We start from the raw sequence: 23,569 nt of genomic DNA, 5'->3' as shown, positions 1-23,569 counted from the left end.
GGGGGGACTACCGGCGGGTGGCGGCCTGGCGCTCGGGCTGGACGATGGTGCGGACGGCCTCGGTCGAGATGCGCTCCTGCTGGTCCGCCGCCGACGCCGACGCCGACGCGGCCGGTGCGCCGTGCTCGTCGGCGGACATCGTCCGCTCGTCGAACGGCGCGGCACCGGACAGCACCCGCTCGACCTGCTCCTTGTCGATCTGGCGCGTCCAGGTGCCGACCAGGACGGTCGCGACGGCGTTGCCGGTGAAGTTCGTCAGGGCGCGGGCCTCGGACATGAACCGGTCGATGCCGACGATCAGCCCGACGCCGTTCACCAGGTCGGGACGGTGCGCCTGGAGACCGCCGGCGAGGGTCGCGAGGCCGGCGCCGGTGACGCCCGCCGCGCCCTTCGAAGCGATGATCATGAAGACCAAGAGCGAGATCTGCTCCGGGATGTTCAGCGGGGTCCCGAGGGCGTTCGCGATGAACAGCGACGACATCGTCAGGTAGATGGCCGTGCCGTCGAGGTTGAACGAGTAGCCGGTCGGCACGGTGACGCCGACGACGGGCTTCGAGACGCCGAGGTGCTCCATCTTGGCGATGAGGCGGGGCAGGCTGACCTCGCTCGAGGACGTCGACACGATGAGCAGGTACTCGCGGCCGAGGTACTTCATGAGCCGGAAGATGTTGACGCCGGTGACGAGCCGGAGCAGGAGCCCGAGCACCCCGACGACGAAGACGATGCAGGTGATGTAGAAGGCGACCATGAGCGTGCCGAGGGCGACGAGCGCCGCGACACCGGTGGCACCGACGACCGCCGCGATCGCTCCGAAGGCGCCGACCGGGGCGACCCACATCACCATCGCGAGGATGCGGAACACCAGGGCCTGCAGGTGCCGGATGCCGGTCAGGATCGGCGCACCCTTCTCGCCCATCGCCTGGAGCGCGAAGCCGACGAGCAGGGCGACGAAGAGCGTCTGCAGGATGCTGCCGCTCGTGAGCGACGACACCAGGGTCGCGGGGATGATCCCGAGCAGGAACCCGGACGTCGACGACGCGTCCTCTGTCGAGCCCGACGGCGGGTCGTACTTCGCGGTGGACATGTCGAGGTGGTCGCCGGGGTGGATCAGGTTGCCGACCACGAGGCCGATCGCGAGGGCGAACGTGGACATCGCGATGAAGTACCCGAGCGCGAGCCCACCGACCTTGCCGACCGTCGCCGCCTTGGCGATCGAGCCGACGCCGAGGACGATCGTGCAGAAGATGACGGGGGCGATCATCATCTTGATGAGGGCGATGAAGCCGTCCCCGATGGGCTTGAGGCCGACCGCGAACGTCGGGGCGGTGAGCCCGACCACGATGCCGGCGAGCACGGCCACGATGACCGCGATGTAGAGCCAGTGCGAACGGTCCAGCCCGCGCCGCCGGACGGGGCGTGCGGTGGACGAGTGCGTCGATGCCATGAGACTTCCTTGTCGTCAGGACCGGGGCGTCGTCACCTCGGTCGGCTCGTTCCCCGGGGGGACGGGCCCACCCTGCCGCGGACCGTGGGCCGGGCGTGACTTGCGTTCATTGCGTTCACGGATGCCCCCCACACCGCCGTGCGGTGTCGCAGAATGGTGGTCCCGCGACGAGGCGAGGAGGGTCGGACCGTGGCACCGAGACGGTGGAGCATCGCCAGACGGCTCTTCGCGCTGCAGCTGCTGTTCGTCGTGGTCGGCGTCGCGGTGGGCGGCGCGTGGAGCTGGGCCTCGGCTCGGTCGGACCTGCAGGCCGACGCCGCCGAGAAGAGCACCGCGCTCGCCGTGTCGATCGCCCGGAACCCCTTCGTGGTCGAGCAGGCGGCCACCGCCGATCCCTCGGCGCGGCTCGAGCCCTACGCGCTCGACCTGATGCGCCGCACGCACACGGACTTCATCACGATCATGGCGCCGGACCGCACCAGGTGGACGCACCCGGACCGTGCCGAGATCGGTCGGCCGTTCCGCGGGACGATCGCGCCGGCGCTGGACGGGCAGACCTTCACGGAGACGTTCGCCGGGACGCTCGGCCCCTCCGTCCGGGCCGTCACGCCGATCACCGACCAGGACGGGAAGGTCGTCGGGCTCGTCGCCGCGGGCGTCACCGTCGCGAACATCTCCACCGCGCTCGTCCCGCGGCTCGGGTCCGTCGTGGTGCTTGCCATGGCCGTGGTGGCCGTGTCCGCGATGTTCTCGTGGCTGCTCAGCCGGTACCTCGGCCGGGTGACCGCCGGCCGCGGGCCCGAGGAGCTCGCGCGGGTCTTCGCCTCGTACGAGGGCGTGCTCCACTCGGTGCACGAGGGACTCGTCGTGATCGACCGGAGCGGGGCCGTCGTCCTGCACAACGACCGCGCCGCCGAGCTCCTGCACCTGCCCCCGCCCGCCGAGCGTCAGGAGCCGTTCCCGCTCGCCGCGCTCGACGTCCCGGACGGACTCCGCACGCTGCTGGCGTCGGGGGACCGCGCCGTCGACGAGACCCACGTGACCGCGGACCGGGTGCTCGTCGTGAACCAGGAGCTGGCGTTCCCGCGGGGCTCCGCGAAGCCGATCGGCACGGTCGCGACGATCCGCGACCAGACCGAGCTGCTGCACCTGTCCGGCGAGCTCGCGGCGACCCGGACGCTCACCGGGGCGCTCCGGTCGCAGACGCACGAGTTCGCGAACCGGCTGCACACCGTCGTGGCCCTGCTGGAGCTCGGGCGGGTCGACGAGGCGATCCGGTTCGCGTCCGACGAGATCGACCGGCACCAGGTCGACCGGCAGGCGGTGCAAGCACCTGATCCGGCATGGCACGCCGACGACGACGGCCCCCTGGTCGTGACCCCGGAGGTGCTGGCCGCCGTCCTGCACGCCAAGCGCGCGCAGGCCCACGAGCGCGGGGTCGTGCTCGTGGCCGACACCGACGGCCTGCACGCTCCGGTGGCCGCGCCGGCGAGCGACGTCATCACGGTGCTCGGGAACCTCGTCGACAACGCCGTCGACGCGGTGGCCGAGCACCCCGGCGGTCCGGGTGGGCCGCGGGTTGCCGTCACCGTCACGACGCAGGACGACGGACGCACCCGGATCGTCGTCGCGGACAACGGCCCCGGGATCGCCGACGTCGCCGCGGCCGCCGAGCGGGGCTGGTCGACGAAGCCGTCCGGGCCGGAGGGGCGCGGCCTCGGACTCGACCTCGTCCGCTCCGCGCTCGCCGACATCGGCGGGACGATGACCGTCGACACCGGCCCGACCGGCAGCACCTTCGTGGTCGACGTCGAGCCACGGCAGGTGCCCGCGTGACGGACGTGATCCGCGTCCTGATCGTCGAGGACGAGCCGTTCACCGCCGAGGCCCACGCCGCGTACGTCGGCCGCGTCGACGGCTTCACCGTCGTCGCGTCCGCCGCCACCGGTCGGGAGATGCTCGCCGCGGTCGCTGCGGAGAAGCCGGACCTGGTGCTGCTCGACTTCAACCTGCCCGACGCGCACGGACTCCAGCTCGTCCGCGCGCTGCGCACCGCCGGATCCGCCGTCGACGTCATCGCCGTGACCGCCGCGAACGACGTCCGGGGCGTGCGGAACGCGATCGCGCTCGGGATCGTGCAGTACCTCGTCAAGCCGTTCAGCTTCCGCACCTTCGCGGACCGGCTCACGACGTACCGGGAGTACCGCCGGGGCTTCGAGGACCGGCGGTCGCTCACGCAGGCGGACATCGACGCGCGGCTCGGGACACTGCGACCGGCTGCGCCGGCCGAGTCTGAGAAGGGCATCGCCCCGGAGACGCTCGAGACGGTCCGGTCCGTGCTGATCGGCGCGGACGGAGGCGCGTCCGCCACCGAGGTCGCGCAGGCCACGGGGACCTCGCGCGTCACCGCGCGGCGGTACCTCGAGCACCTGATCGCCGCCGGCCAGGTCGACAAGGACGTGCGGCACAGCGGGCCGGGTCGGCCCGAGTACGAGTACCGCTGGTTGCGCTGACCCGACACCGGCGCTGACGCGCCACGGGACGGACGGGAGGATCGTGGCGGCGCCGCCACGATCCTCCCGTCCGTCGTGCGGTCCCGTCTACAGACCGACGCTGCCCTGCGAGATGCCGCCGTCGATCGTGACGGTGGTGCTCGTCATGTAGGCGGCCTTGCCGGAGGCGAGGAAGACGACCACCTCGGCGATCTCGTGCGGCTTCGCGGGTCGACCGAGCGGGATGGCGTCGTCGAGCTTCCGCAGCTTGTCGGGGTCGGACGTCGTCGCCGTGTTGATCGGGGTGTCGACGGCGCCGGGGGCGATGTTCACGATCCGGACGCCGTGCGGGCCGAGTTCGACGCCGCCGCTCCGGGCGAGCATGCGCATGCCGCCCTTGGCGACGCAGTACGCCAGGTTGCCGGGCATCGGCCAGTCCTCGTGGACGCTCGAGATGTTCAGGACGAGGCCGCCGTGGCCCTGCGCGATGAACTGCTTCGCGGCCGCCTGGGTGCCGAAGAACGCACTCTTCATGTTCACGGCCATGACCTTGTCGTAGCCGTCCTCGGTCTCCTCGAGCAGCGACTTGCGGTCCTCGATCCCGGCGTTGTTCACGAGGACGTCGAGCGAGCCGAAGGCGTCGACGGCCTTCTGGACCATCCGGTGCAGGCCGTCGGCGCGGGTGATGTCCGCGTCGACGCCGACCGCGTGGCCGCCCGCGTGCTCGATGCGGTCGATCAGGGACTCGGTCTCCTCGGGGTGGGCGACGTAGTCGATGACGATGTTCGCGCCCTCGGCTGCGGCGGCGAGGCAGATCTGCTCGCCGATGCCGCTGTTGCCGCCGGTGACGACGATGGTCTTGCCCTCGAGCAGCATGGGTCCTCCTGGTGGGGCGGGGGTCGGGTGTGTCGCCCACGGTGCTCCGGAGTGGCTGGCGGCGTCCGGCGGATGTGCTGAGGTCTCGCGCAGGGTGGGCGGGTGGTCTGGGGCGCCCGGGCCGGGCCGGGGCCGGGCGCCGGGGCCGGGGCCGGGGCCCGTCGATGGAGCAGAAGACGTCGGGTCGCCCGAGCACACCCGACGTCGTCTGCTCACTCGACGGGCGGAGGAACCACGAACGAGCGGTTGAACGCGCTCGTGTCGTACCGGACGAGCCAGGGGCTGGTCCCGTCGAGGAACGCCGGGAGCTCCGACAGGGGCAGCCACGTGCCGTCGACCGGCTGCGGGGCGAACACCCCGCCGTCCCCGCTGCGCAGGAGTGCCTCGACGGCGCGGCCGCTCGGGTGGAAGCTCTTCGACACGTGGACGTCGCGGCCGCCGAGCGCCCGGACACGGTCCAGCGCGTCCCGCTTGCCGTCCGCGACGAGCACGACGGAGACGATGAACGGGTCGAACACGGTCACCTCCACCACGGTGCGGCCGTCGGGCAGCCGCGTGGCGAACTGCGCGAAGGGCTTGCCGGAGCGGGACACGGACCGATCGTACGGCCGCGCGGGCGCCGAGCGGCCGTCGATGGAGCAGCAGACGTCGGGTCGCCCGAGCGCACCCGACTTCGTCTGCTCACTCGACGGCCCTGGGCAGCGAAGCCCCGGGACGCGGACCCCCGGCTACTCGAACATCTCGGCGAGGGCCGCGTGCGGGTCCCCGTCGAACCGGTGGGCCGACGGTGGCGAGGGCCAGTGGGTCGTGCCGTCGTCCGCCCAGCAGGGGACCACGTGGACGTGGAGGTGCTCGACGCTCTGGCCGGCATCCGCTCCGGAGGCCTGCAGCAGCACCGTACCCGTGGCCCCGAGGGCGCCGCGCATCGCCCGGGCGACCCGCTGCGCGAGCGCCGTCGTCGCGGCGAGGGCGACCGGCCCGGCGCTGAGCAGGTCCCGGGTGTGCTCGACCGGGACGACGAGGGTGTGCCCGGGTGCGAGCGACGAGTCGGGCAGGGGAGCGAAGGCGACGGCGTGCTCCTCGCGTTCGACCCAGACGGCGGGTGCGGAGCCCTCGATGATGCGGCAGAACGGGCACGGGTCCATCGGCCCAGTCTGCCGTCGCTCCGGTCAGTCCGCGAGGACGAGGTCGACCGAGCGCTCACCGACGAACCGTTCGACGACCTGGTCGAGCCCAGCGGCGTGCTGCTGGTCGCGTCGGACGGAGGCCAGGCCGTCGGGTGCGCGGGCGCGCGGTTCCTCGGGAACGTCGCGGAGCTCACGAAGGTCTTCGTGTCGCCGACGCGCCGCGGGACGGGCCTGGGCGCCGCACTGCTGCGCGCTGTCGAGGCCGCCTGCCGAGAACAGGGCGTCGCGGTGCTCCGCCTCGACACCCGCGCCGCGCTGGCTGAGGCATGCGCACTCTACGAGCGCTCGGGATTCGAACGGGTCGCGCCCTTCAACGCAGACCCCTACGCGGACCGGTGGTACCGCAAGGTGCTGGAGCCGTGACCCACGACCGGACGGGAGGCACGTGGCGGACCCGCCACGTGCCTCCCGTCCGCTCGTGTCGGCGGGTACGGTGCGGACCATGACGGTGACCGGGATCGGTGGGCTCTTCTTCCGCAGTCGCGACCCGGAGGGTCGCGCCGCGTGGTACCGCGAGCACCTCGGGATCGACGCGGGGTCGGACACGGTGTGGCAGCAGGAGGCGGGTGCGACCGTGTTCGCGCCGTTCCCGGCCGACAGCGGGTACTTCCCCGCCGACAGCCCCTTCATGCTGAACCTGCGCGTGACCGGGCTCGACGACCTGGTGGCGCGGCTCGAGGCCTCGGGCACCGCGGTGGAGCGTCGACCGGAGTGGGACACCGAGTACGGGCGCTTCGTACGGATCCACGACCCGGAGGGGCTGCCGCTCGAGCTGTGGGAGGCCGCCGGCTGACGAGCCCCGTGGCCAGGGTGTCTACCCGCCCTGCTCCTCGCGCCCGACGCCGGCGAACACCTCGGGGTGGTCGTCGAGCCACGACCACCGGGCGACCGGCCACGTCACGGCCACGGCCCGCCCGACGACGTCGGACTCCCGGACGAACCCCTTCGAGGGCAGGTCCTGGTGGAAGCGCGAGTCGGCCGAGCCGTACCGGTTGTCGCCCATCACCCACAGCCGTCCGGCGGGGACCGTGACGTCGAAGGGGACACCCGACGCGGGGTCGCCCTCGGGTGCGAGGACGTACGGCTCGACGAGCGGGACGCCGTTCACCGACATCCGCCCCTGCGCGTCGCAGCACTCGACGTGGTCGCCCGGCAGTCCGATGAGCCGTTTGATCAGGTGGCCGTCGGTGTCCGGCCCGAAGCCGACCGTGCTGAGCGTCCGACCGAGGAGCGTCGGCGTCCGCACGGCGGCCCGCTCGGGGGAACCCGGGGCGTCGAGCCACCCGTCGGCGTCCCGGAAGACGACGACGTCGCCCCGATGCAGACCGGCGAGCTCGTTCACGACGACGTGATCGCCCACCTGCAGGGTGTTCGTCATCGAACCGGAGGGGATCGAGAAGCTGCGGATGACGAAGGTCTTGACCAGGAACGACGCGAGCAGGGCTGCGAGCAGGATCACCACCACGTCCCGGAGGAACCGCAGCACCCCGTTCCGCGGTCCCGCGCGCCGTGCCGTCCGTGCCCCCATGCGAGCAGCGTAGGGCAGCGCGCGGGCGACGAGCGCCACCGTGCGCTGCCCCGTCTCCCTATGCTGACCCGGTGGATCTCGCAGCGTTGGTCGATCGAGCGCGCCAGGCGCGGGACGAGGCCGGGCACCCGATCGTCATCGGCATCTCCGGGTTCTGCGGCGCAGGCAAGTCCACCTTGGCTCGCTCCGTGGTCTCGGCGCTGCCCGGCGCGGTCCGGATCCGCGGGGACGACTTCCTCGATCCGGCGCGGTCTCACCGACGTTCGATCGATTGGGACGGTGTGGAGCGCCGACGACTCGTCGAGACGGTCCTGGAGCCGCACCGATCCGCCCGTCCCGGGGTCTTCCGACGCTTCGACTGGTCGACGCGGGCGCTCGGTCCCGAGGAGGCGCTGCCTCGGGCGGAGGTGATCGTGGTCGACCTGATCGGGCTCTTCCACCCAGAGGCGCTGTCGTCCATCGACCTTGCTGTCTGGTGCGACGTCGACCTGGAGCTCGCCGTCGCGCGTGGTACTGCCCGCGACGCGGCCCTCGGCCGCAGTCATGACACGCTCTGGCGCGAGGTCTGGGTGCCGAACGAACGCGACTTCGTCGCGCGCTTCGCGCCGCGCGACCAGGCCGACGTCCACTGGGTCGGCTGACGCGACCAGGCCGCCTGCGTGACGTGCGCGTCGGGCGCGCACCGCGCCTCCAGGCCGCCTGGGAGGCACGGATCACCGCCGGCCGACGCGTGCGGTGGGTGCAGATGGCCGGTACGTTCGGTGCAAGGGGGTCGCGATGCGCTTCATCAACTGGCTGGTCGGGGTGTTGGGTGTGGTCGCGCGCGGCGTGGACGCGAGCAACGGGGCGGGACCGGGTGTGCCGCCGAACGCGGCGAGCTGGCTCGCGGCCAACGAGAGCGACCACCAGCGGAGGCGCGACTAACGGCCCTGACGCGCGCCCCGGAGGGCCCGCAGGTCGCGGCCCGACAGGGCGTCGCTCCACGTCGCGGTGTCGCCACCGCCGCCCGCGCAGTGCAGGCCGTCGTGACCGGCCTCACGCTGACACCGCCAGCGGTCGAAGGTGCTCTGGCACGGTCCTGTGGTCCGGTCGGTCCGGTCGGTCCGGGAGTCGCGTGAGGTCCTGATCGCACTCATGACACTGCTGGGACGAGTCGAACGCCCGGATCGTCACGCTTCTTCGACGTTTCTTGGGGAACCTGCCGTCGGATGTCCGAGTGACCAGCCCACTGCCCGTGTCCCCAGCCCGTCCGACCCGGCGTCGCGCCGTCGAGCGGGCGGTGGTCGGCGTCGTGCTCCTCGTGGTCGTCGGCTTCGTCCTCCGTGCGCACCCGGTGGACGCCGGCCTCGCCCGGGCGCTCAACAGCCTGCACGTCGGGGTCCTCGGCGCCGTCGGCTCAGCGGTGTACACCGTGTTCGAGCCGGTGCCGGCGGTGCTCCTGACCATGGTCCTGACCGGGCTGGTGTGGGCGCGGACCCGCCGCCTGGTGACGGCGGCGGCGTTCGCCGGCGTCGTCGCGCTGACGTGGATCCCGTCCGACCTGCTCAAGGTGGTCGTCGGGCGGCCGCGACCCGACGGGTCCGTGCTGCCGCACCCGTTCGTCCCCGTGCAGCCCGACGCGTCGTTCCCGAGCGGGCACACCGTCTTCGTGGTGGCGCTCGTGCTCGCCGGACTGATGCTCGTGCCGGCAGGTCCCCGCCGCCGGGTGCTCGCGGTGCTCGGCGGGGTCGTCGTGCTGGTCGTGGCGACGGCGCTCGCCGTGGACGGGGTGCACTGGCCGACGGACGTCGTCGCGTCGGTGGTGTGGGCGCTCGCGGTGGCGCCGGTCGCCCGGATCGTCTGGGTCGACCTGGTGCTGACGCGGGTGGTGCAGCGCGGAGCGGCCCGCGTCGAGCGCTTCCGGACGCCGGACGAGCGCGCGGCGGTCGTGGGGGAGCAGACTGGGCGCCACCGCGCGGACGAGGAGGACGCTTCGTGAAGCCCTGGCTGACCCGGATCGGCACAGCGGTCGGCCTCGGCTCCGACCAGGACCCCGACCGCCGCGAGTACCGACGGTCCGCCGTGCGCATCGGCCTGCGGGTCGCGGTCGTCTCCGCGGCGCTCGTGGTGTCCGTCGTCGCGCTCGTCGTGGCCTACGTGGCGTGGCAGCTCACCCCCGCGCAGCAGCTCGAGCGGCACGGGGCCGAGGACGTCCACGTCTACCTGGACACCGTCGACCTGCTCATCGCGGTCCTGGTCGTCGGCGGTGCGGCCGTCGTGCTCGCAGGGGTGGCGACCTGGCTCATCGCCGCGCGGGCGGTCCGGCCGCTCGCCGAGGCGTACCGGCTGCAGCGGACGTTCGTCGCGGACGCGAGCCACGAGCTGCGGACGCCGCTGACGGTGCTGAGCGCCCGGGTGCAGCAGCTCCAGGCGATGCTCCCCGCGACGAGCACCGAGCGCGCGGTCGCGGACGAGCTCCGCACGGACACCCGCGCCCTGGCCGAGGTCGTCGAGGACCTGCTCGCCACCGCGGCCGGCCGGACCGACGAAGCCGCCGTGGCGGAACTCGACGCCGGTCTCGCGGCGGCGGCGAACGACATGGCGGTCCTGGCCCGCGACCGGCAGGTGCACCTCGTGGTCACCCCGGGCGAGGGCGTCCTGGCCGTCACGCCGACGCAGCTCCGGCGGTGCCTCGTCGCGCTCGTCGACAACGCGGTCGGGCACAGTCCGACGGGCGGCGCGGTGTGGGTGGAGAACGAGGTCGTCGGCGACCGCGTGGTGATCCGGGTCCGCGACGAGGGGCAGGGCATCACCGGGATCGCGCCGCGGCGGGTGTTCGATCGGTTCGCCCACGGCGACGCCCCGGCCACCGGCGGGCCGACCCGGACGAGCAACGGCATCGGACTCGCGCTGGTGAAGGACGTCGCCGTCCGCGCGGGCGGCGACGTGCGGGTGGAGCGCACCGGTCCGTCCGGCACCGTGTTCGCGCTGACCCTGCCGCTCGCCGGCGTGAGCGGACGGCGGCGGCGCGGATGAGCGGCGGACGGGTCCTGCTCGTGGAGGACGACCCGCGCCTCGGGCCGATCGTGCGGGACGTGCTGTCGGCGTCGTGGGAGGTCGAACTCGTCACCACGCGGGTGGACGCGCTCGAGGCCGCGCTGCACCGGCTGTTCGACGTGCTCGTGGTCGACCGTCGCCTGCCGGACGGCGACGGCTTGGACGTGGTCCGGGAGCTCCGGCGCTTCCGGGTCGCCACCCCGGCGCTCGTGCTCACCGCGCTCGGCGAGGTGCACGACCGGGTGTCCGGGCTCGACGCCGGCGCGAACGACTACCTGGTGAAGCCGTTCGACTTCGACGAGCTGAACGCCCGGCTCCGGGCGCTCACCCGCGCGCCGGTGGACCTCGGGCCCGCGTTCGAGATCGGCGGCTGGTCGTTCCGGCCGGACGACCACACCGTGCACTCGCCCTACAGCGGCCGGGTGGCCCTGACCGACCGGGAGTCCGACCTGCTCGCGGTGCTCGCCGCTGAGCCGGACCGGGTGTTCTCGCGCGAGCAGCTGCTGTCCGCGGTGTTCGAGCACGGCGAGCAGCTCGGGACGGTCGACACGTACGTGCACTACCTCCGGAAGAAGACCGAGCGGGACCTCATCGCGACCGTGCGGGGCAAGGGCTACCGGCTCGGCACCCCGGCCTGACGCGGAGCGGACGGCGCCCGCGCGTCCGCGGAGCCCTGCGCTCGGTGCCCGGCACCCTCGTCACTCGGGGTCGAGCAGCCCCTCGCGCTCCGCCTCGACCGCCACCGCGAGCAGGGCGGCCCCCGCACTCACCACACCGAGTACCGCGATCCCCGCCGCTGCCACACCGATCCACACGCCCATGACGCCTCCTCGTCCGACAGCGTGGAGCGGATCGCCCCAGAAAGCAGCAAGGCTGCACGGATCGTCAGCCTTGGTCGTTCCTGGGAGACCCGGTCCGACGCTGGTGCCATGCGCACCACACCACGGACCCGCGAGCGCTGGTTCGACCTGGTCTTCCTGGTCGGCTTCGCGCTCAAGGCGGTCGACGGGCTCGTCGAGCTCCTCGTCGGCCTGCCGCTGCTCGTGCTCCGGCCGGCGCAGGTCGAGGCGGTCGCGCGGCTCCTGACCGCCGGCGAGCTCCGCGAGGACCCGGGCGACCCGGTCGCGCACCTCGTCCGCCACGGGGTCGCGGCGCTGAGCGCGGACGCGACGCTGTTCGCCGCGGTGTACCTGGTCGTGCACGGCCTGGTGAAGCTCGGCATCGTCGCGGCGATCTTCCGCGGGTCACGACGGCTGTACCCGTGGGCGATCGCGGCACTCGGCGGCTTCGTGGTCTGGCAGGGCGTCGAGTTCGTGCAGCACCCCGGCGTCGGGCTCGCACTCCTGACCCTGTTCGACGTCGTCATCGTCGTGCTCACCGTGCGCGAGTGGCGGCACCACCGCAGCCTCGGTGACGCCGTGCGCAGCGTGCTCGGACGGAGCGCCCGTCGAGCCCCGTCCGACCGATCCACCGACCCCGCCTGGAGGACCGCCCAGTGACCCCTGCCGCCCTGCACCTGTTCGACGCCGCCTCGGTCCTGCACGCCTTCGGGCCGTGGGTCCTGGCCGGGATCGCACTCCTCGTCGTCGTGGAGTCCGGCGTCCTGTTCCCGTTCCTGCCCGGGGACTCGCTGCTCGTCACCGCCGCGATCCTCAGTGCCACCGTCGGCGTCACACCCGGCGAGGTCGCGCTCGTCGCCGTGACCGCCGCCGTCGTGGGCGACTTCGTCGGGTACGCCCTCGGCGCGCGTGTCGGCCGGCGGCTGTTCCGCCCCGGCGCGCGGCTGCTCACCCCCGCGCGGCTGCACGAGTCCGAGGCGTTCTTCGCCCGGTGGGGTGCCGCGTCGCTCGTGCTCGGCCGGTTCGTCCCGGTGGTCCGCACCTACGTCCCGCTCGCCGCGGGCACCGCGCGCATGCCGCTCGGGAGCTTCGCCACCTGGAACGTCGTCGGTGCCGTGGCCTGGGTCGGGGTGCTCGTCACCGCCGGGGTCCTGCTCGGTGGTGTCCCGCTCGTGGCGGACCACATCGACGCGGTGATGGTCGTCGTGGTCGTCGTCTCGGTGCTTCCGCTGGTCGTGGGCGCCCTCGTCCGCCGCCGTCGCACGGCCCGGGTCGAACGGTGACCGCCGTGACGCAGGCACCCGGCTGGTGGCGCAGGAAGTTCACCCCGGAGCGCCGGACCGTCGGGCGCACCGAGCGGGCCGTCCTGCTCCGCGGGGCCGTCGTGCTCGCCGTCGTCGGGTCCGCCGTCTTCTCGGCGATGCTCGTCGGGGTGCTCGGCCACGGCGGCGTGCAGCACCTGGACCGACCGGTCGAGCAGTGGTTCGACGCGCACCGCGACCGGGACCTGACCGGGGTGTCGGCGTTCTTCGCGACCGTGTTCGGGCCGGTCGGGATGCCGATCATCGTGCTCGTGGTCACCGTGGTGTGGGCGCTCGTTTCGCAGCACGCGTGGCGGCCGCTGCTGCTGGCGTGCGGGATGGTGCTCGGCGTCGCCACCGCGCAACTGCTCGCACCGATCGTGCGGCACCCGAGGCCGCCCGTCGGGCTCATGCTGCTCGCCCCCGACCACACGTTCTCGTTCCCGTCCGGACACGTGCTCGGGGCGAGTGACTTCTTCCTGATCGGGGCGTTCCTCGTCGCCTCGCGCACGCACCGTCGGTGGGTCACGGTCCTGCTGTTCGCGCTCGCGGCGCTGATGATCACGGCGCAGGTCGTCACCCGGCTGTACCTGGGCTACCACTGGCTGACGGACACGCTCGCGTCGGTCGGGTTGTCGATGATGATCACCGCGCTGGCGATCGCGGTCGACACGCACGTGACGGTGCGCGTCCCCGAGCTGGCGGACGCGACCCGCTGACGGCCTGGAGGCACGTGGCGGGCCCGCCACGTGCCTCCAGTCCGTCGCCTGGTCGCGTGGACGGGGGACAAGCCGCGGACCGCACGCTCCGGACCCCGCAGGGGCCGGAGCCTAGCGTGGACGTGTCATGGCAGCCGAACACCGCAAACCCGTCGAGCCCGATGGGGCTCCCTCCGTCGCACACCACGGCGCGCACCACGTCGCCACCGCCGCCCCCACGGCGACCCCACCGGAAGCCCCGAAGGACACCACCCCGGACCGCGCCCGCCCGTCGGGCGGTGGCGGCGGTGGCGACGAATACGAGCCGGACCCGAACCGCTGGAAGGCGCTCGTCATCTGCCTGCTCGGCGGCGGGATCGTGCTGCTCGACGTGTCGATCGTCAACGTCGCGCTGGAGTCCATCTCGAGCGGCCTGCCCGGTGCCTCGCCCGAGGCCGTGCAGTGGATCCTGTCCGGCTACGCGCTCGCGTTCGGCCTGCTGCTCGTGCCCGGAGGCCGGCTCGGGGACGCCTCCGGCCGGCGACGGATGTTCATCGTCGGCGTCGCGCTCTTCACGCTCGCGAGTGCCCTCTGCGGCTTCGCGCCGAACGGCCTCGTGCTCGTGATCGCCCGCCTGGTGCAGGGCTTCGCTGGTGGTCTGCTCACGCCGCAGGTCACCGCGCTCATCCAGCAGCTGTTCCGCGGGAAGGAGCGCGGCACCGCGTTCGGCCTGTTCGGAGCGACGGTCGGCATCGCCACCGCGATCGGCCCGCTCGTCGGTGGGCTGCTCATCACGGCGTTCGGGACCGAGAACGGCTGGCGGTTCGTCTTCTTCGTGAACCTGCCCGTCGGACTCGTCACGATCCTCCTGTCCTTCCGCTACCTGCCCGCCACCGCGAAGGCCGAGCGCGGGCGGAAGCACGACTTCGACCCCGTGGGGATCGTCCTGCTCGGCGCCGCGGTCGTCGCGCTGCTGCTGCCGTTCGTGCAGTCCGAGGAGTGGAAGAGCAACGCGAAGTGGTGGCTCGTCGTCGCTGCGGTCGTGTTCGCCGTGCTGTTCGTGCTCTGGGAACGGCGGTACGCGCGGACGAAGGAGCCCGTGATCGACCTCGGGCTGTTCCGCCGCCGGTCGTTCTCGCTCGGTGTCGGGCTCGCGACCGTGTACTTCGCGGGCTTCACCCCGCTGTTCTTCGTGCTGACGCTCGCGCTGCAGTCCGGCCTGCACTACTCGGCGCTGCTGGCGGGGGCGTCCTCGGTGCCGTTCGCGATCGGGTCCGGCGTCGCGTCGACGATCGGCGGTCGGGTCGTGTCCCGGTTCGGACGGCAGCTCATCGTGTTCGGCACGATCCTGGTGCTGCTCGGGCTCGGCGGCGTGATCTGGGTGGTCGCGAACCACTACGGGCCGTCGCTCGGCTGGTGGCTCGTGGTGCCGCTGCTCGTCGCCGGCGTCGGCTCCGGCCTGACGATCTCGCCGAACCAGACCCTGACGCTGTCCGAGGTCCCCGTCCAGCAGGGCGGCTCGGCCGGTGGGCTCATCCAGGTCGGTGCCCGGGTCGGGTCGGCCATCGGGATCGCGGCCGTGGGCAGTGTGTTCTACTCGGCGCTCGCCAGCTCGAAGGGCGACTACGCGCAGGGGCTGCCGCTCGGACTCGGGGTGTCGCTCGCGTTCGTGGGGGCGGCGCTGTTGGCCGGGATCGTGGACGTCGTCGTGGGGCGGGTGCGGGGGACGCAGGCGTCGGTGTGAGGCGGGGCGGCGGCTTCGTCGCTCGGCGCTCGGCGCTCGGCGCTCGGCTGGTCGGCTGGTCGGCGCTCGGCTGGTCTGCTGCCGCGGTGACCTTTCGCGCTGAGCGACAGGTCAAGCGCCGCTGCCCGTGAGGTGTCGCTGGGCGCGTGAGGTCGGGCGACGGCGACCGCCACCGACCGCGCTACCGGGACCGGTCGAGCGCGGCGGCGGCGCGTCCGAGCAGCCAGTTCACCGCCCAGCCGACGACGCCGATCACCGGCACCGCCAGGATGACGACCGTCCACACGGCCTTGACGACGTCGCTCCGACGACGATCACGCCACATCTGCACGAGCGCCACCACGTCGAGCGCCAGGATCACGACGATCACCAGCAGGTGCGCCCCACTCATGTTCTGCAGCACGGCTGCCTCCCCTCCTCGCACGGTCGCGCGACGGGTCCACGGTAGGTCGGCGCTCGGGCCCGGGTCGTCAACCGGGAGGACGACATCCAAGCGTCCCGACACCGCCACCCCTACGCTGACGGGATGGCACCGCGCGTCCGACCCGTCCGACCGTCCGACGAGCAGGCGTGGGCGAAACTGTACGCCGGGTACCGCGCCTTCTACCGACTGCCCGACGACCCCGACGCCGCCGCTGCGACGTGGCGATGGGTGTCCGGCGGCGAGCACGGCCTGCTCGGGCTCGTCGCCGTGGACGACGACGACCGCCCGGTCGGACTGGCGAACCTGCGGCGCTTCGCGCGTCCGTCGACCGCCACGATCGGGCTGTACCTCGACGACCTGTTCACCGCACCGACCGCCCGGGGAGCCGGCATCGCGACCGCGCTCCTGCACGAGGCGGCCGCCGTCGCCGCTGCCGAGGGGGCGAGCGTGGTGCGGTGGATCACGGCGCAGGACAACGCGGCGGCACGACGGGTGTACGACGCCGTGGCCACCGCGACGCCGTGGGTGACGTACGACCTCGCCCCCGCTGCTCCCGCCGCCGAGACCGGCGCCGGGTCGCAGGCCACCGCGACCGCCGTCGACTGAGCACGGCGGGCCCGGAGCTGTCGGAGCCCTCATGGACCGCGACGGGTCGTTCGCCATACGATCGTCTTGCGGAAGCGCCCCGCGGTGGGACCGGTTCGGGTCCGGTCCCGCCGCGGGTCCCGCGTCGCCCTTCTCCGCCGTCGTCGTGCCGCCGTGGGCACCTCGTCGCACCGGGCCGACGCGTCCGCGCACCGGTGCCCCGGTCGCCCGTCGCGCGCACCGACGCGGTGGCCGGGGCACTGCCACGACCGGTCCCGAGCGAGCAGGAGGCGCCGTGCACTGGTTCGCGGGAGTCCTCGTCCTGGTCCTCGCCGTCGCCGCGGTCGGCGTGCTCGTCTGGGAGACGCTCCCGATCGACCGGCACCGCCGGGTCGCGATCGCCTGGACGGTGTGCGGCGCCGCTGCGGTGTCCGCCCTGCTCGTGACGATGCTGCTCCTGCGCTGATCCCGTGCCCGCGGATGCACCGCCCGCGGGTTCAGCGCCCCCGGGCGTACGCGCTGCCGTCCCACGTGTGCACGGCGTCGTCGTCCCAGAGCATCCGGAGGTCGTACGCGGCGCAGTCGACGAACGTCCCGATGCTGATCCAGTGCCGCGACCGGCGGAGCTCGCCGCGCGACGGCCCGTCCGAACCGATGCCGGCCCGGTGCACCATCCACTCCAGGTCCCGGGCCTGCTCGTCGAGGTACCGCATCACGGCCTCGTTGTCCCGGTGCTGCCCGTCGTAGGACTTCGCGATCGTGCGGCGGACGATCCGGAGCGGCAGGGCCAGATGTCGCCCGGGCACCGCGCTGAGTCCGCCCGCCTGGTACAGGAACCGCCGTGTGCCGCTGCGGCGCATCGCGGGCACGAGGCGCTGCACGAACTCGGTGTTCACCAGGCGGTCCTGCTGTGTCGCCCGGTCCCCGAGCATCGCGACGACCCCGTCGACCCCGTCGAGCAGCCGGTCGAGGTCGAGTTGGTCGTCGGTGATCGAGCCGGCGACCACCTCGAGCCGCTCGTGCCGGACCGCGAGCTTGGTGGGCGTGCGGGCGAGGGCGCGCACGTGGTGGCCCTGCTCGAGCGCGAGGCGGGTGAGGTGTTGCCCGGTCTGCCCGGTGGCGCCGAGCACGAGGAGGGATCGTCCGCTGGTCATGCCCACAATCTAGACACTGACTACTATCTAGTCAATGCCTGGTTTGGGTACGATGACGGCATGACCGAGCGGCCGTTCCACCACGGGAACCTCCGCGCGGTGCTCCTGGACGAGGCCGTCGCCGTCCTGCGCGACTCGGGCGTCGAGGGGCTGTCGCTCCGGGACCTCGCACGCCGCGCCGGGGTCAGTCACGGTGCGCCGCGGAGCCACTTCGTCGACCGCCAGGCCCTGCTCGACGCCCTCGCGGTGGTCGGCTTCGAACGCCTCCGGACCGCGGTCGAGCGGGCGATGACGGCGTCGACGGACCTGCCCGACCGCTTCCGCCGCGTCGCGCACGCCTACGTCGACTTCGCCATCGACGACGCCGCCCTGATGGACCTGATGTTCCAGGCGAAGTCGAGCCCCCGAACCGGTGCCGTGGGGGAGGCCGCCGGGGCGCTGTTCGGCCTGCTCGACCAGGCGGCGGGGCCCCGGGGCGCCGACACCGACGAGGCCGCCCGCGAATCGTTCAAGATGCTCTTCGCCGCCACGATGCAGGGCCTCGCCGCACTCGTGGTGTCCGGGCGGATCCCGCGTGCGCAGGGCGAGCGGCTCGTCGACGACGCCGCCGACGTGATGCTCGCCTCGGACCTGGCGCGACGCTCCGTCACCGACCGCTGACGGTCCGGCCCGGTAGCGTGCGACCATGAGCCCCGCTGCGCCGGACCTGCCCGGCCTCCCGCCGTTGTCCTGGACGGGCGTCGACGGTGTCGCCATGTACGACGACCGCACCGGCGCGCTGACGCTCGAGTCCGCGCCCGGCGTCGACTGGACGAACGACGCGGGCGGCGGCCCGCAGCAGCACGGCGCCACCGCGCTCGCGTTCGCGGCTCCGGACGGCGACTTCGTGCTGTCGGCCCATGTCCGCGTGCCCGGCGAGCGGACGACCTTCGACGCCGGCGCGCTCGCGCTCTGGGCGGATCCGGACCACTGGGCGAAGCTCTGCGACGAGCACGCTCCGCAGGGTGATGACATGGTCGTCAGCGTCGTCACGAACGACTGGTCGGACGACTGCAACAGCAGGCTGCTCGACGCACCGGCCGTCCACCTCCGGGTCGCACGGGTGGGCAGCGCCTTCGCCTTCCACGCCTCGTCGGACGGTCGGACGTGGGACTTCGTCCGCACGTTCCGCCTGGGGACCGGCTCGGCGCCCCTGTCGGTCGGCTTCCTCGCGCAGGCACCCACCGGCGACGGTTGCACGGCCGTCTTCGACGAGATCGCCTACGCCGAACGCACCCTGCCGGACCTGCGGGACGGTCGCTGACGGCCCGGACGCGACCAGCGGACGGACGGGAGGATCGTGGCTGCCCCGCCACGCGCCTCCCGTCCGGTCCTGGTCGCCACCAGATCCGCGCGCGTCAGACGCCGGCGGGCACCGCCACCCGCGTCAGACGCACCGGGACGGCCTTCGACACCGGGGTGTTGCTGCCCTTCGCCGCGCTGTCCAACGGCACGAGCACGTTCGCCTCGGGGAAGTAGGCGGCGGCGCAGCCGCGCGCACTCGGGTACGCGACGACCCGGTAGTCCCGCAGCACGCGCTCGACGTCGTCGTCCCAGACCGTCTCGACGTCGACGTGGTCGCCGTCGGTCAGCCCGAGCTCGGCCAGGTCGTCGGGGTTGACGAAGACGACGTGCCGGCCCTTCTTGATGCCGCGGTAGCGGTCGTTCAGGCTGTAGATCGTCGTGTTGTACTGGTCGTGCGAGCGCAGGGTCTGCAGCAGCAGCGTGCCCTCGGGGCGCTCGACGTGCTCGAGCTCGTTCACCGTGATCATCGCCTTGCCGGTCTTCGTCGCGAACGTCCGTGAGTCACGCGGGCCGTTCGGCAGCACGAAGCCCTCCTTGCTGCCGGCGCGGCGGGAGTAGTCCTCGAAGCCGGGGACGACGTGGCTGATGTGGTCGCGGATCACGTCGTAGTCGTCCCGCATGGCCTGCCAGTCGATCGACACGCGGTCGCCGAGGGTGGCCTTCGCGAGCTCGCACACGATCGCGACCTCGGAGAGCAGGCCGGGGGCGACCGGCGGGACCTGCCCGTGGCTGCCGTGCACGGAGCAGACGGTGTCCTCGACCGAGACGAACTGCGGGCCGGCAGCCTGGACGTCGATCTCGGTGCGGCCCATCGTCGGCAGGATCAGGGCCTCCCGCCCGACGACGGCGTGCGAGCGGTTGAGCTTCGTGGACACCTGGACGGTCATCTCGGTGCCGCGGAACGCCTGCTCGGCGAGCTGGCTGTCCGAGATCGCGGCGACGAGGTTGCCGCCCATGCCCATCCAGAACCGGATGTCGCCGCGCTGCATCGCGTGGATGCCCTTGAGGGCGTCGACCCCGTGCTCGCGGGGCGGCTCGAAGTGGAACTCCTTCGCCAGGGCGTCGAGGAACGAGTCCGGCATCTGCTCCCAGATGCCCATCGTCCGGTCGCCCTGCACGTTGCTGTGCCCGCGGATCGGCGAGGCGCCGGCGCCGGGTCGGCCGATGTTCCCGCGGAGGAGCAGGAGGTTGATGATCTCCTTGATCGTGTCGACGGCCTTGGTGTGCTGCGTGATGCCCATCGCCCACGTGATGATCGTGCGCTCGGACCGCAGGTACCGCTCCGCGAGCTCGTCGATCTCCTCGATCCTCAGGCCGGTGGCGCGGACGACCTCGTCGTCGTCGACCTGCAGGATGTGCTCGACGAACGCGTCGTACCCACTCGTGTGCTTCTCGATGAACGCGTGGTCCACGACGGACCCGGGCGTGCGCTGCTCGGCGAGGACCACGCGCTTCGCGATCGCCTGCAGCAGCGCCATGTCGCCGCCGAGCCGGATCTGCAGGAACTGGTCGGCGATCTCGGTGCCGTGCCCGACGACGCCGCGGACGCGCTGCGGGTTCTTGTAGCGGCGCAGGCCGGCCTCGGGCAGGGGGTTCACCGCGACGATCTCGGCGCCGTTGCGCTTGGCGTCCTCGAGTGCGGTGAGCATGCGGGGGTGGTTCGTGCCGGGGTTCTGGCCCATCACGATGATGAGCTCGGTGTGCTCGAAGTCGTCGTACGCGATGGTCGACTTCCCGATGCCGACGGTCTCGGCCATCGCCAGGCTGGTGGACTCGTGGCACATGTTCGAGCAGTCGGGCAGGTTGTTCGTGCCGAAGGCCCGGACGAACAGCTGGTAGACGAACGCCGCCTCGTTCGAGGTGCGCCCGGAGGTGTAGAACGACGCCTGGTCGGGGGAGTCGAGCCCGTTGAGCTTGTCGGCGATGATCCGGAACGCCCGCTCCCAGCTGACCGGTTCGTAGTGGTCCTTCCCGGCGGGCTTCCACACCGGTTCGGTCAGCCGGCCCTGCATGCCGAGCCAGTACTCGGTCTTGTCGGCGAGGTCGTCGACGGAGTGCTCGGCCCAGAACTCCCGCGGGACGAGCACGGGCGTCGCCTCCCAGACCACGGCCTTGCCGCCGTTCTCGCAGAACTCGGCCGTCTTGCGCTTGTCCGGGTCCGGCCAGGCGCAGCTCATGCAGTCGAAGCCGCCCTTCTGGTTCAGGGAGAGCATGAGCTTGGCGGTGCGCGCGAGCCCGAGCTGCTCGATCGCGGGGCCCATCGAGTGCAGGACGCCGGGGACGCCGGCCGCCCAGTCCTTGGGCTCGCCGACCGTCATCTCGGCGTCGGTCACGTCGTCCTTCGGGGGCTGCTCGGTCACTGGGCGCTCACTGTCTCTCGGGACTGCTCGGACTGTTCGGAAGGCTGGGACTGCTGGGTGGCGGGCGCTGCTGCTCCCGCGGTCGCGGCGTCGGCCGGCGCGAGCGCCGGTTCGACGATCCGCTCGGGTCGGCTGTAGACGACCATGCTCTGGCCGCGCAGGAAGCCGACGATCGTGATGCCGACCTCCTTCGCCAGGTCGACGGCGAGCGACGAGGGCGCCGACACCGCCGCCAGGACCGGGATCCCCGCCATCGACGCCTTCTGTGTCAACTCGAAGCTCGCTCGGCCCGACACCATCAGGACGGTGCCGCTCAGGGGCAGTCTGCCTTCCTTGACAGCCCACCCGACGACCTTGTCGACCGCGTTGTGGCGCCCGACGTCCTCGCGGAGCACGAGCATCTCGCCGCTCCGCCCGTCGAACAGCGCCGCGGCGTGCAGCCCACCGGTCTTCTCGAACACTTCCTGCGCCGCCCGGAGCCGGTCGGGGAACGTCGCGAGGAGCGCCGGGTCGAGCACCAGGTCGTCGTGGTGCACCGCGTGCTGCGAGGTCGTCCGCACCGCATCGATGCTCGCCTTGCCGCACAGCCCGCAGGAGCTCGTCGTGTAGAACGCCCGCTCCAGGCTGGGGTCCGGGGCGGGGACGCCCGCCGCGAGCGTGACGTCGAGCACGTTGTAGGTGTTCAGGCCCTCGTCCGTGGCACCCGCGCAGTACCGCGCGGCGGCGAAGTCCTCGCTTCGGGCGATGACCCCCTCGGACACCAGGAACCCCGCCGCCAGGTCGACGTCGTTGCCCGGCGTCCGCATCGTGATCGCGAGCGAGTTCCCGCCGACGCGGATCTCCAGAGGTTCCTCGACGGCGAGCAGGTCGTCACGCACCGACCGGGACGTCGCGACGGTGATGCGGGTGACGCGCTTCCGCGCCGTGATCCGGCTCATACTCCGGGTCTACCACCCGCGTCGGTGACCCCGCCAGCGTGGTGCGGTTCGCGGTGGGAACGCGCGGTTCTCCACAGGGCCGTTCTCACCGAGCTGCGGTCACCGCGTCCACGGCAGCCGGACGGGAGGCACGGCCTCGCCCGCCACGCGGCCCCCGGACCCGACGACCATCAGTCCGTCGGCGTCGGCCAGGCCCCGGAGCATCGCCGACGTCTGGTGCGCGGCCGGCACGGCTCCCCCGGGGGTGTCCCGGTAGGCGAGGACGAGGTCACCCGGACGTTCGTTCGGGACGTCGACGGCCAGTCGGACGGACCCCGTCGGCTCCGGCGCGCGTCCGAGCACACCGGCGACGAGCGGGCCGCCGAGCAGCACCGCCCCGACCATCGCCGCCATCGGGTTGCCCGGCAGGCACAGGTAGACGGTCGCCCCGCGACGGGCGAGGAGCATCGGCCGACCGGGGCGGACGGCGACCCGGTCGATCAGCAGCTCGGCGCCGATCCGGGCGAGCGCGCCGCGGACGTGGTCCGTCGAGGACCCCGCCGTGCCGCCGGTCGTGACGACGATCCGCTCCTGCGCGGCGTCGAGCACGGTGGCGGTGGCGTCGGCGTCGTCGGACACGCGCTCGGCCGCGATCGGGTCGGCCCCGAAGGCCCGGAGCACGGTCGGCAGCGTGTGGGTGAACACGTCGCGGACCTGGCCGGGGCGTGGGACCCCCGCGCCGACGATCTCGTCGCCGAGCACCGCGACCCGGGCCGTCGGGGCCGGGGCGACGAGCACGTCGTCGACGCCGGACGCCGCCGCGAGGGCCGCCCGCGGCGGGGTCAGCACCGTGCCCGCGGGGAACAGCGTGCTGTGCCGGGCGACCTCCTCGCCGGCGGGGCGGACGTGGCGGCGGTCCGAGGGGGTGTGCCGGACGAGACGGCCGTCGGCGTCGACCGCGGCGTCCTCCGAGCGCACCACGGCGGTCGTCCCGGGCGGCACCGGTGCACCGGTTGTGATCGGGCGTGCGTGCCCGGCGGCCAGGGGTTCCGTCGACGGCACGGCCCCCGCGACGATGCCCGCGCCGAGCGTCCACGGCCCGTCGCCCGCGACCGCCCACCCGTCCATCGCGGCCCCGTCGTGGCCGGGGACGTCCCCCGGGGCGACGAGGTCCCCGACGAGCGTCCGGCCGATCGCCGCTGCGAGGTCGAGTCGCAGGGGATCCGACCCGAACCCGGGGCCGGACGCCGCGAGGTCCGCCGTCAGTCGGACGCCCTGCCGGTGCGCCTCGGTGCGCGCGGCCTGCCAGGGGAGCAGGACCGCCGTCACCGGGCGCCGGCGTCGGTGCCGGGGGTGGTGCTCGTGTCGCTGCCCGCGCCGCTGCTGTCGGTGCCGCGGGCGAGGGCGGAGCGGGTCGCGGTCGCCGCGGCGGCCTGGACGTCCGCCGGTGAGCCGCCCCGGAGCCCCGCGGCGTAGCCGACCAGGAACGTCGTGAGCGGTGCTGCGGGCCGGGCGACCCCGTGCGCGGCGTCCCGGGCGAGGTCGAGCACGACGTCGCGGTCGAGCGTGAAGTCCTCGGGGAACCCGAGCGCCTCGGCGAGCTCCGCGGTCCATGCGGCGAGGACGTCGTCTGTGGTCAT

The 23,569-nt window shown here is 73.2% G+C and carries 29 protein-coding genes; 17 read left to right on the top strand and 12 right to left on the bottom strand.

Annotated features, from left to right (window positions below):
- Positions 1 to 7: 7 nt before the first annotated feature.
- On the bottom strand, positions 8 to 1,444 hold the full coding sequence (locus LQK89_RS13830) for a cation:dicarboxylate symporter family transporter (protein WP_231049455.1): 1,437 nt from the start codon (positions 1,442 to 1,444) through the stop codon (positions 8 to 10).
- A 189-nt stretch (positions 1,445 to 1,633) separates the two neighbouring features.
- On the opposite strand from LQK89_RS13830, the gene LQK89_RS13825 reads away from it, so the two are divergent.
- Both LQK89_RS13825 and LQK89_RS13820 read left to right on the top strand, forming a co-directional pair.
- Positions 1,634 to 3,280 carry a sensor histidine kinase gene (locus LQK89_RS13825; protein WP_231049454.1) on the top strand — a complete coding sequence of 549 codons (1,647 nt, stop codon included), beginning with the start codon at positions 1,634 to 1,636 and terminating at the stop codon, positions 3,278 to 3,280.
- Entirely contained in the window at positions 3,277 to 3,957 is a 681-nt protein-coding gene (locus LQK89_RS13820; RefSeq protein WP_331000552.1) for a response regulator, read from the top strand. Before LQK89_RS13825 ends, LQK89_RS13820 begins: the two co-directional genes overlap by 4 nt.
- Before the next feature lie 87 nt (positions 3,958 to 4,044).
- Here LQK89_RS13820 and LQK89_RS13815 read toward each other — a convergent pair whose 3' ends face one another.
- The 3 genes from LQK89_RS13815 to LQK89_RS13805 form a co-directional block, all read right to left on the bottom strand.
- The gene (locus LQK89_RS13815; protein WP_231049453.1) at positions 4,045 to 4,812 is read right to left on the bottom strand and encodes an SDR family NAD(P)-dependent oxidoreductase; all 768 of its coding nucleotides are present in this window, start codon (positions 4,810 to 4,812) and stop codon (positions 4,045 to 4,047) included.
- 212 nt (positions 4,813 to 5,024) lie between these two features.
- Positions 5,025 to 5,405, bottom strand: a complete 381-nt coding sequence (locus LQK89_RS13810; RefSeq protein ID WP_144804788.1) for a hypothetical protein — start codon at positions 5,403 to 5,405, stop codon at positions 5,025 to 5,027.
- 135 nt (positions 5,406 to 5,540) lie between these two features.
- Positions 5,541 to 5,957, bottom strand: coding sequence for an HIT family protein (locus LQK89_RS13805; protein WP_231049452.1), 417 nt, complete (start codon positions 5,955 to 5,957; stop codon positions 5,541 to 5,543).
- Here LQK89_RS13805 and LQK89_RS18060 point away from each other — a divergent pair.
- Positions 5,838 to 6,362: a GNAT family N-acetyltransferase gene (locus LQK89_RS18060; protein ID WP_269145900.1), complete on the top strand. Its 525-nt coding sequence runs from the start codon at positions 5,838 to 5,840 to the stop codon at positions 6,360 to 6,362. The genes LQK89_RS13805 and LQK89_RS18060 overlap by 120 nt on opposite strands.
- 79 nt (positions 6,363 to 6,441) lie before the next feature.
- Entirely contained in the window at positions 6,442 to 6,792 is a 351-nt protein-coding gene (locus tag LQK89_RS13795) for a VOC family protein (protein ID WP_174777230.1), read from the top strand.
- Positions 6,793 to 6,813: 21 nt separating this feature from the next.
- On the opposite strand, the gene lepB is transcribed toward LQK89_RS13795, so the two are convergent.
- Positions 6,814 to 7,527, bottom strand: coding sequence for a signal peptidase I (lepB, locus tag LQK89_RS13790; RefSeq protein ID WP_175325628.1), 714 nt, complete (start codon positions 7,525 to 7,527; stop codon positions 6,814 to 6,816).
- Between the two features lie 71 nt (positions 7,528 to 7,598).
- Here lepB and LQK89_RS13785 point away from each other — a divergent pair, with 71 nt between their 5' ends.
- From LQK89_RS13785 to LQK89_RS13765, 5 genes are all read left to right on the top strand, one after another.
- Positions 7,599 to 8,168 carry a uridine kinase family protein gene (locus LQK89_RS13785; RefSeq protein ID WP_231049450.1) on the top strand — a complete coding sequence of 190 codons (570 nt, stop codon included), beginning with the start codon at positions 7,599 to 7,601 and terminating at the stop codon, positions 8,166 to 8,168.
- A 136-nt stretch (positions 8,169 to 8,304) separates the two neighbouring features.
- Positions 8,305 to 8,451, top strand: a complete 147-nt coding sequence (locus tag LQK89_RS13780; protein WP_231049449.1) for a hypothetical protein — start codon at positions 8,305 to 8,307, stop codon at positions 8,449 to 8,451.
- A gap of 292 nt (positions 8,452 to 8,743) precedes the next feature.
- On the top strand, positions 8,744 to 9,505 hold the full coding sequence (locus LQK89_RS13775) for a phosphatase PAP2 family protein (protein WP_231049448.1): 762 nt from the start codon (positions 8,744 to 8,746) through the stop codon (positions 9,503 to 9,505).
- Positions 9,502 to 10,542: a sensor histidine kinase gene (locus LQK89_RS13770; RefSeq protein ID WP_175325626.1), complete on the top strand. Its 1,041-nt coding sequence runs from the start codon at positions 9,502 to 9,504 to the stop codon at positions 10,540 to 10,542. Before LQK89_RS13775 ends, LQK89_RS13770 begins: the two co-directional genes overlap by 4 nt.
- Positions 10,539 to 11,201: a response regulator transcription factor gene (locus tag LQK89_RS13765; RefSeq protein ID WP_231049447.1), complete on the top strand. Its 663-nt coding sequence runs from the start codon at positions 10,539 to 10,541 to the stop codon at positions 11,199 to 11,201. Before LQK89_RS13770 ends, LQK89_RS13765 begins: the two co-directional genes overlap by 4 nt.
- Positions 11,202 to 11,261: 60 nt before the next feature.
- On the opposite strand, the gene LQK89_RS18055 is transcribed toward LQK89_RS13765, so the two are convergent.
- Complete coding sequence (locus tag LQK89_RS18055) at positions 11,262 to 11,384, bottom strand: hypothetical protein (protein ID WP_257222049.1); 123 nt, start codon at positions 11,382 to 11,384, stop codon at positions 11,262 to 11,264.
- 108 nt (positions 11,385 to 11,492) lie between these two features.
- Here LQK89_RS18055 and LQK89_RS13760 point away from each other — a divergent pair, with 108 nt between their 5' ends.
- From LQK89_RS13760 to LQK89_RS13745, 4 genes are all read left to right on the top strand, one after another.
- On the top strand, positions 11,493 to 12,062 hold the full coding sequence (locus tag LQK89_RS13760) for a DUF2127 domain-containing protein (protein ID WP_231049446.1): 570 nt from the start codon (positions 11,493 to 11,495) through the stop codon (positions 12,060 to 12,062).
- Positions 12,059 to 12,685, top strand: a complete 627-nt coding sequence (locus LQK89_RS13755) for a DedA family protein (protein ID WP_231049445.1) — start codon at positions 12,059 to 12,061, stop codon at positions 12,683 to 12,685. The genes LQK89_RS13760 and LQK89_RS13755 overlap by 4 nt, the downstream gene beginning before the upstream one ends.
- A gap of 5 nt (positions 12,686 to 12,690) precedes the next feature.
- A complete protein-coding gene (locus LQK89_RS13750; RefSeq protein ID WP_231049444.1) occupies positions 12,691 to 13,422 on the top strand; it encodes a phosphatase PAP2 family protein in 732 nt (243 codons plus the stop codon).
- Positions 13,423 to 13,549: 127 nt separating this feature from the next.
- Positions 13,550 to 15,145, top strand: coding sequence for an MFS transporter (locus LQK89_RS13745; RefSeq protein ID WP_231049443.1), 1,596 nt, complete (start codon positions 13,550 to 13,552; stop codon positions 15,143 to 15,145).
- 181 nt (positions 15,146 to 15,326) lie between these two features.
- On the opposite strand, the gene LQK89_RS13740 is transcribed toward LQK89_RS13745, so the two are convergent.
- Entirely contained in the window at positions 15,327 to 15,548 is a 222-nt protein-coding gene (locus LQK89_RS13740) for a PLDc N-terminal domain-containing protein (RefSeq protein ID WP_231049442.1), read from the bottom strand.
- A 123-nt stretch (positions 15,549 to 15,671) separates the two neighbouring features.
- On the opposite strand from LQK89_RS13740, the gene LQK89_RS13735 reads away from it, so the two are divergent.
- On the top strand, positions 15,672 to 16,175 hold the full coding sequence (locus LQK89_RS13735; RefSeq protein WP_231049441.1) for a GNAT family N-acetyltransferase: 504 nt from the start codon (positions 15,672 to 15,674) through the stop codon (positions 16,173 to 16,175).
- 274 nt (positions 16,176 to 16,449) lie between these two features.
- The gene (locus LQK89_RS13730; protein WP_231049440.1) at positions 16,450 to 16,620 is read left to right on the top strand and encodes a hypothetical protein; all 171 of its coding nucleotides are present in this window, start codon (positions 16,450 to 16,452) and stop codon (positions 16,618 to 16,620) included.
- Positions 16,621 to 16,651: 31 nt separating this feature from the next.
- Here LQK89_RS13730 and LQK89_RS13725 read toward each other — a convergent pair whose 3' ends face one another.
- Positions 16,652 to 17,308: an NAD(P)-dependent oxidoreductase gene (locus tag LQK89_RS13725; RefSeq protein ID WP_231049439.1), complete on the bottom strand. Its 657-nt coding sequence runs from the start codon at positions 17,306 to 17,308 to the stop codon at positions 16,652 to 16,654.
- Between the two features lie 60 nt (positions 17,309 to 17,368).
- Between LQK89_RS13725 and LQK89_RS13720 the strand changes: the two genes are divergently transcribed.
- Complete coding sequence (locus LQK89_RS13720; protein ID WP_175325619.1) at positions 17,369 to 17,968, top strand: TetR/AcrR family transcriptional regulator; 600 nt, start codon at positions 17,369 to 17,371, stop codon at positions 17,966 to 17,968.
- Between the two features lie 25 nt (positions 17,969 to 17,993).
- Positions 17,994 to 18,611 (top strand): DUF1349 domain-containing protein, encoded by a 618-nt coding sequence (locus LQK89_RS13715; RefSeq protein ID WP_231049438.1) that lies wholly within the window; start codon positions 17,994 to 17,996, stop codon positions 18,609 to 18,611.
- Positions 18,612 to 18,705: 94 nt separating this feature from the next.
- On the opposite strand, the gene LQK89_RS13710 is transcribed toward LQK89_RS13715, so the two are convergent.
- The 4 genes from LQK89_RS13710 to LQK89_RS13695 all read right to left on the bottom strand — a co-directional run bounded on the left by LQK89_RS13710 (position 18,706) and on the right by LQK89_RS13695 (position 23,569).
- Positions 18,706 to 20,970: an FdhF/YdeP family oxidoreductase gene (locus LQK89_RS13710; protein WP_058740556.1), complete on the bottom strand. Its 2,265-nt coding sequence runs from the start codon at positions 20,968 to 20,970 to the stop codon at positions 18,706 to 18,708.
- A gap of 38 nt (positions 20,971 to 21,008) precedes the next feature.
- A complete protein-coding gene (fdhD, locus tag LQK89_RS13705) occupies positions 21,009 to 21,950 on the bottom strand; it encodes a formate dehydrogenase accessory sulfurtransferase FdhD (protein WP_231049437.1) in 942 nt (313 codons plus the stop codon).
- 99 nt (positions 21,951 to 22,049) lie between these two features.
- Positions 22,050 to 23,258: a molybdopterin molybdotransferase MoeA gene (locus LQK89_RS13700; RefSeq protein ID WP_231049436.1), complete on the bottom strand. Its 1,209-nt coding sequence runs from the start codon at positions 23,256 to 23,258 to the stop codon at positions 22,050 to 22,052.
- Positions 23,255 to 23,569, bottom strand: coding sequence for a DUF6457 domain-containing protein (locus tag LQK89_RS13695; protein WP_231049435.1), 315 nt, complete (start codon positions 23,567 to 23,569; stop codon positions 23,255 to 23,257). Before LQK89_RS13695 ends, LQK89_RS13700 begins: the two co-directional genes overlap by 4 nt.

The sequence above is a fragment of the Curtobacterium sp. C1 genome, from assembly GCF_021049325.1.
In the GTDB taxonomy this organism is placed as follows: domain Bacteria; phylum Actinomycetota; class Actinomycetes; order Actinomycetales; family Microbacteriaceae; genus Curtobacterium; species Curtobacterium citreum.
The sequence above is the reverse complement of the archived record's forward strand: the minus strand, read 5'-3'. Positions and strand labels throughout refer to the sequence as shown.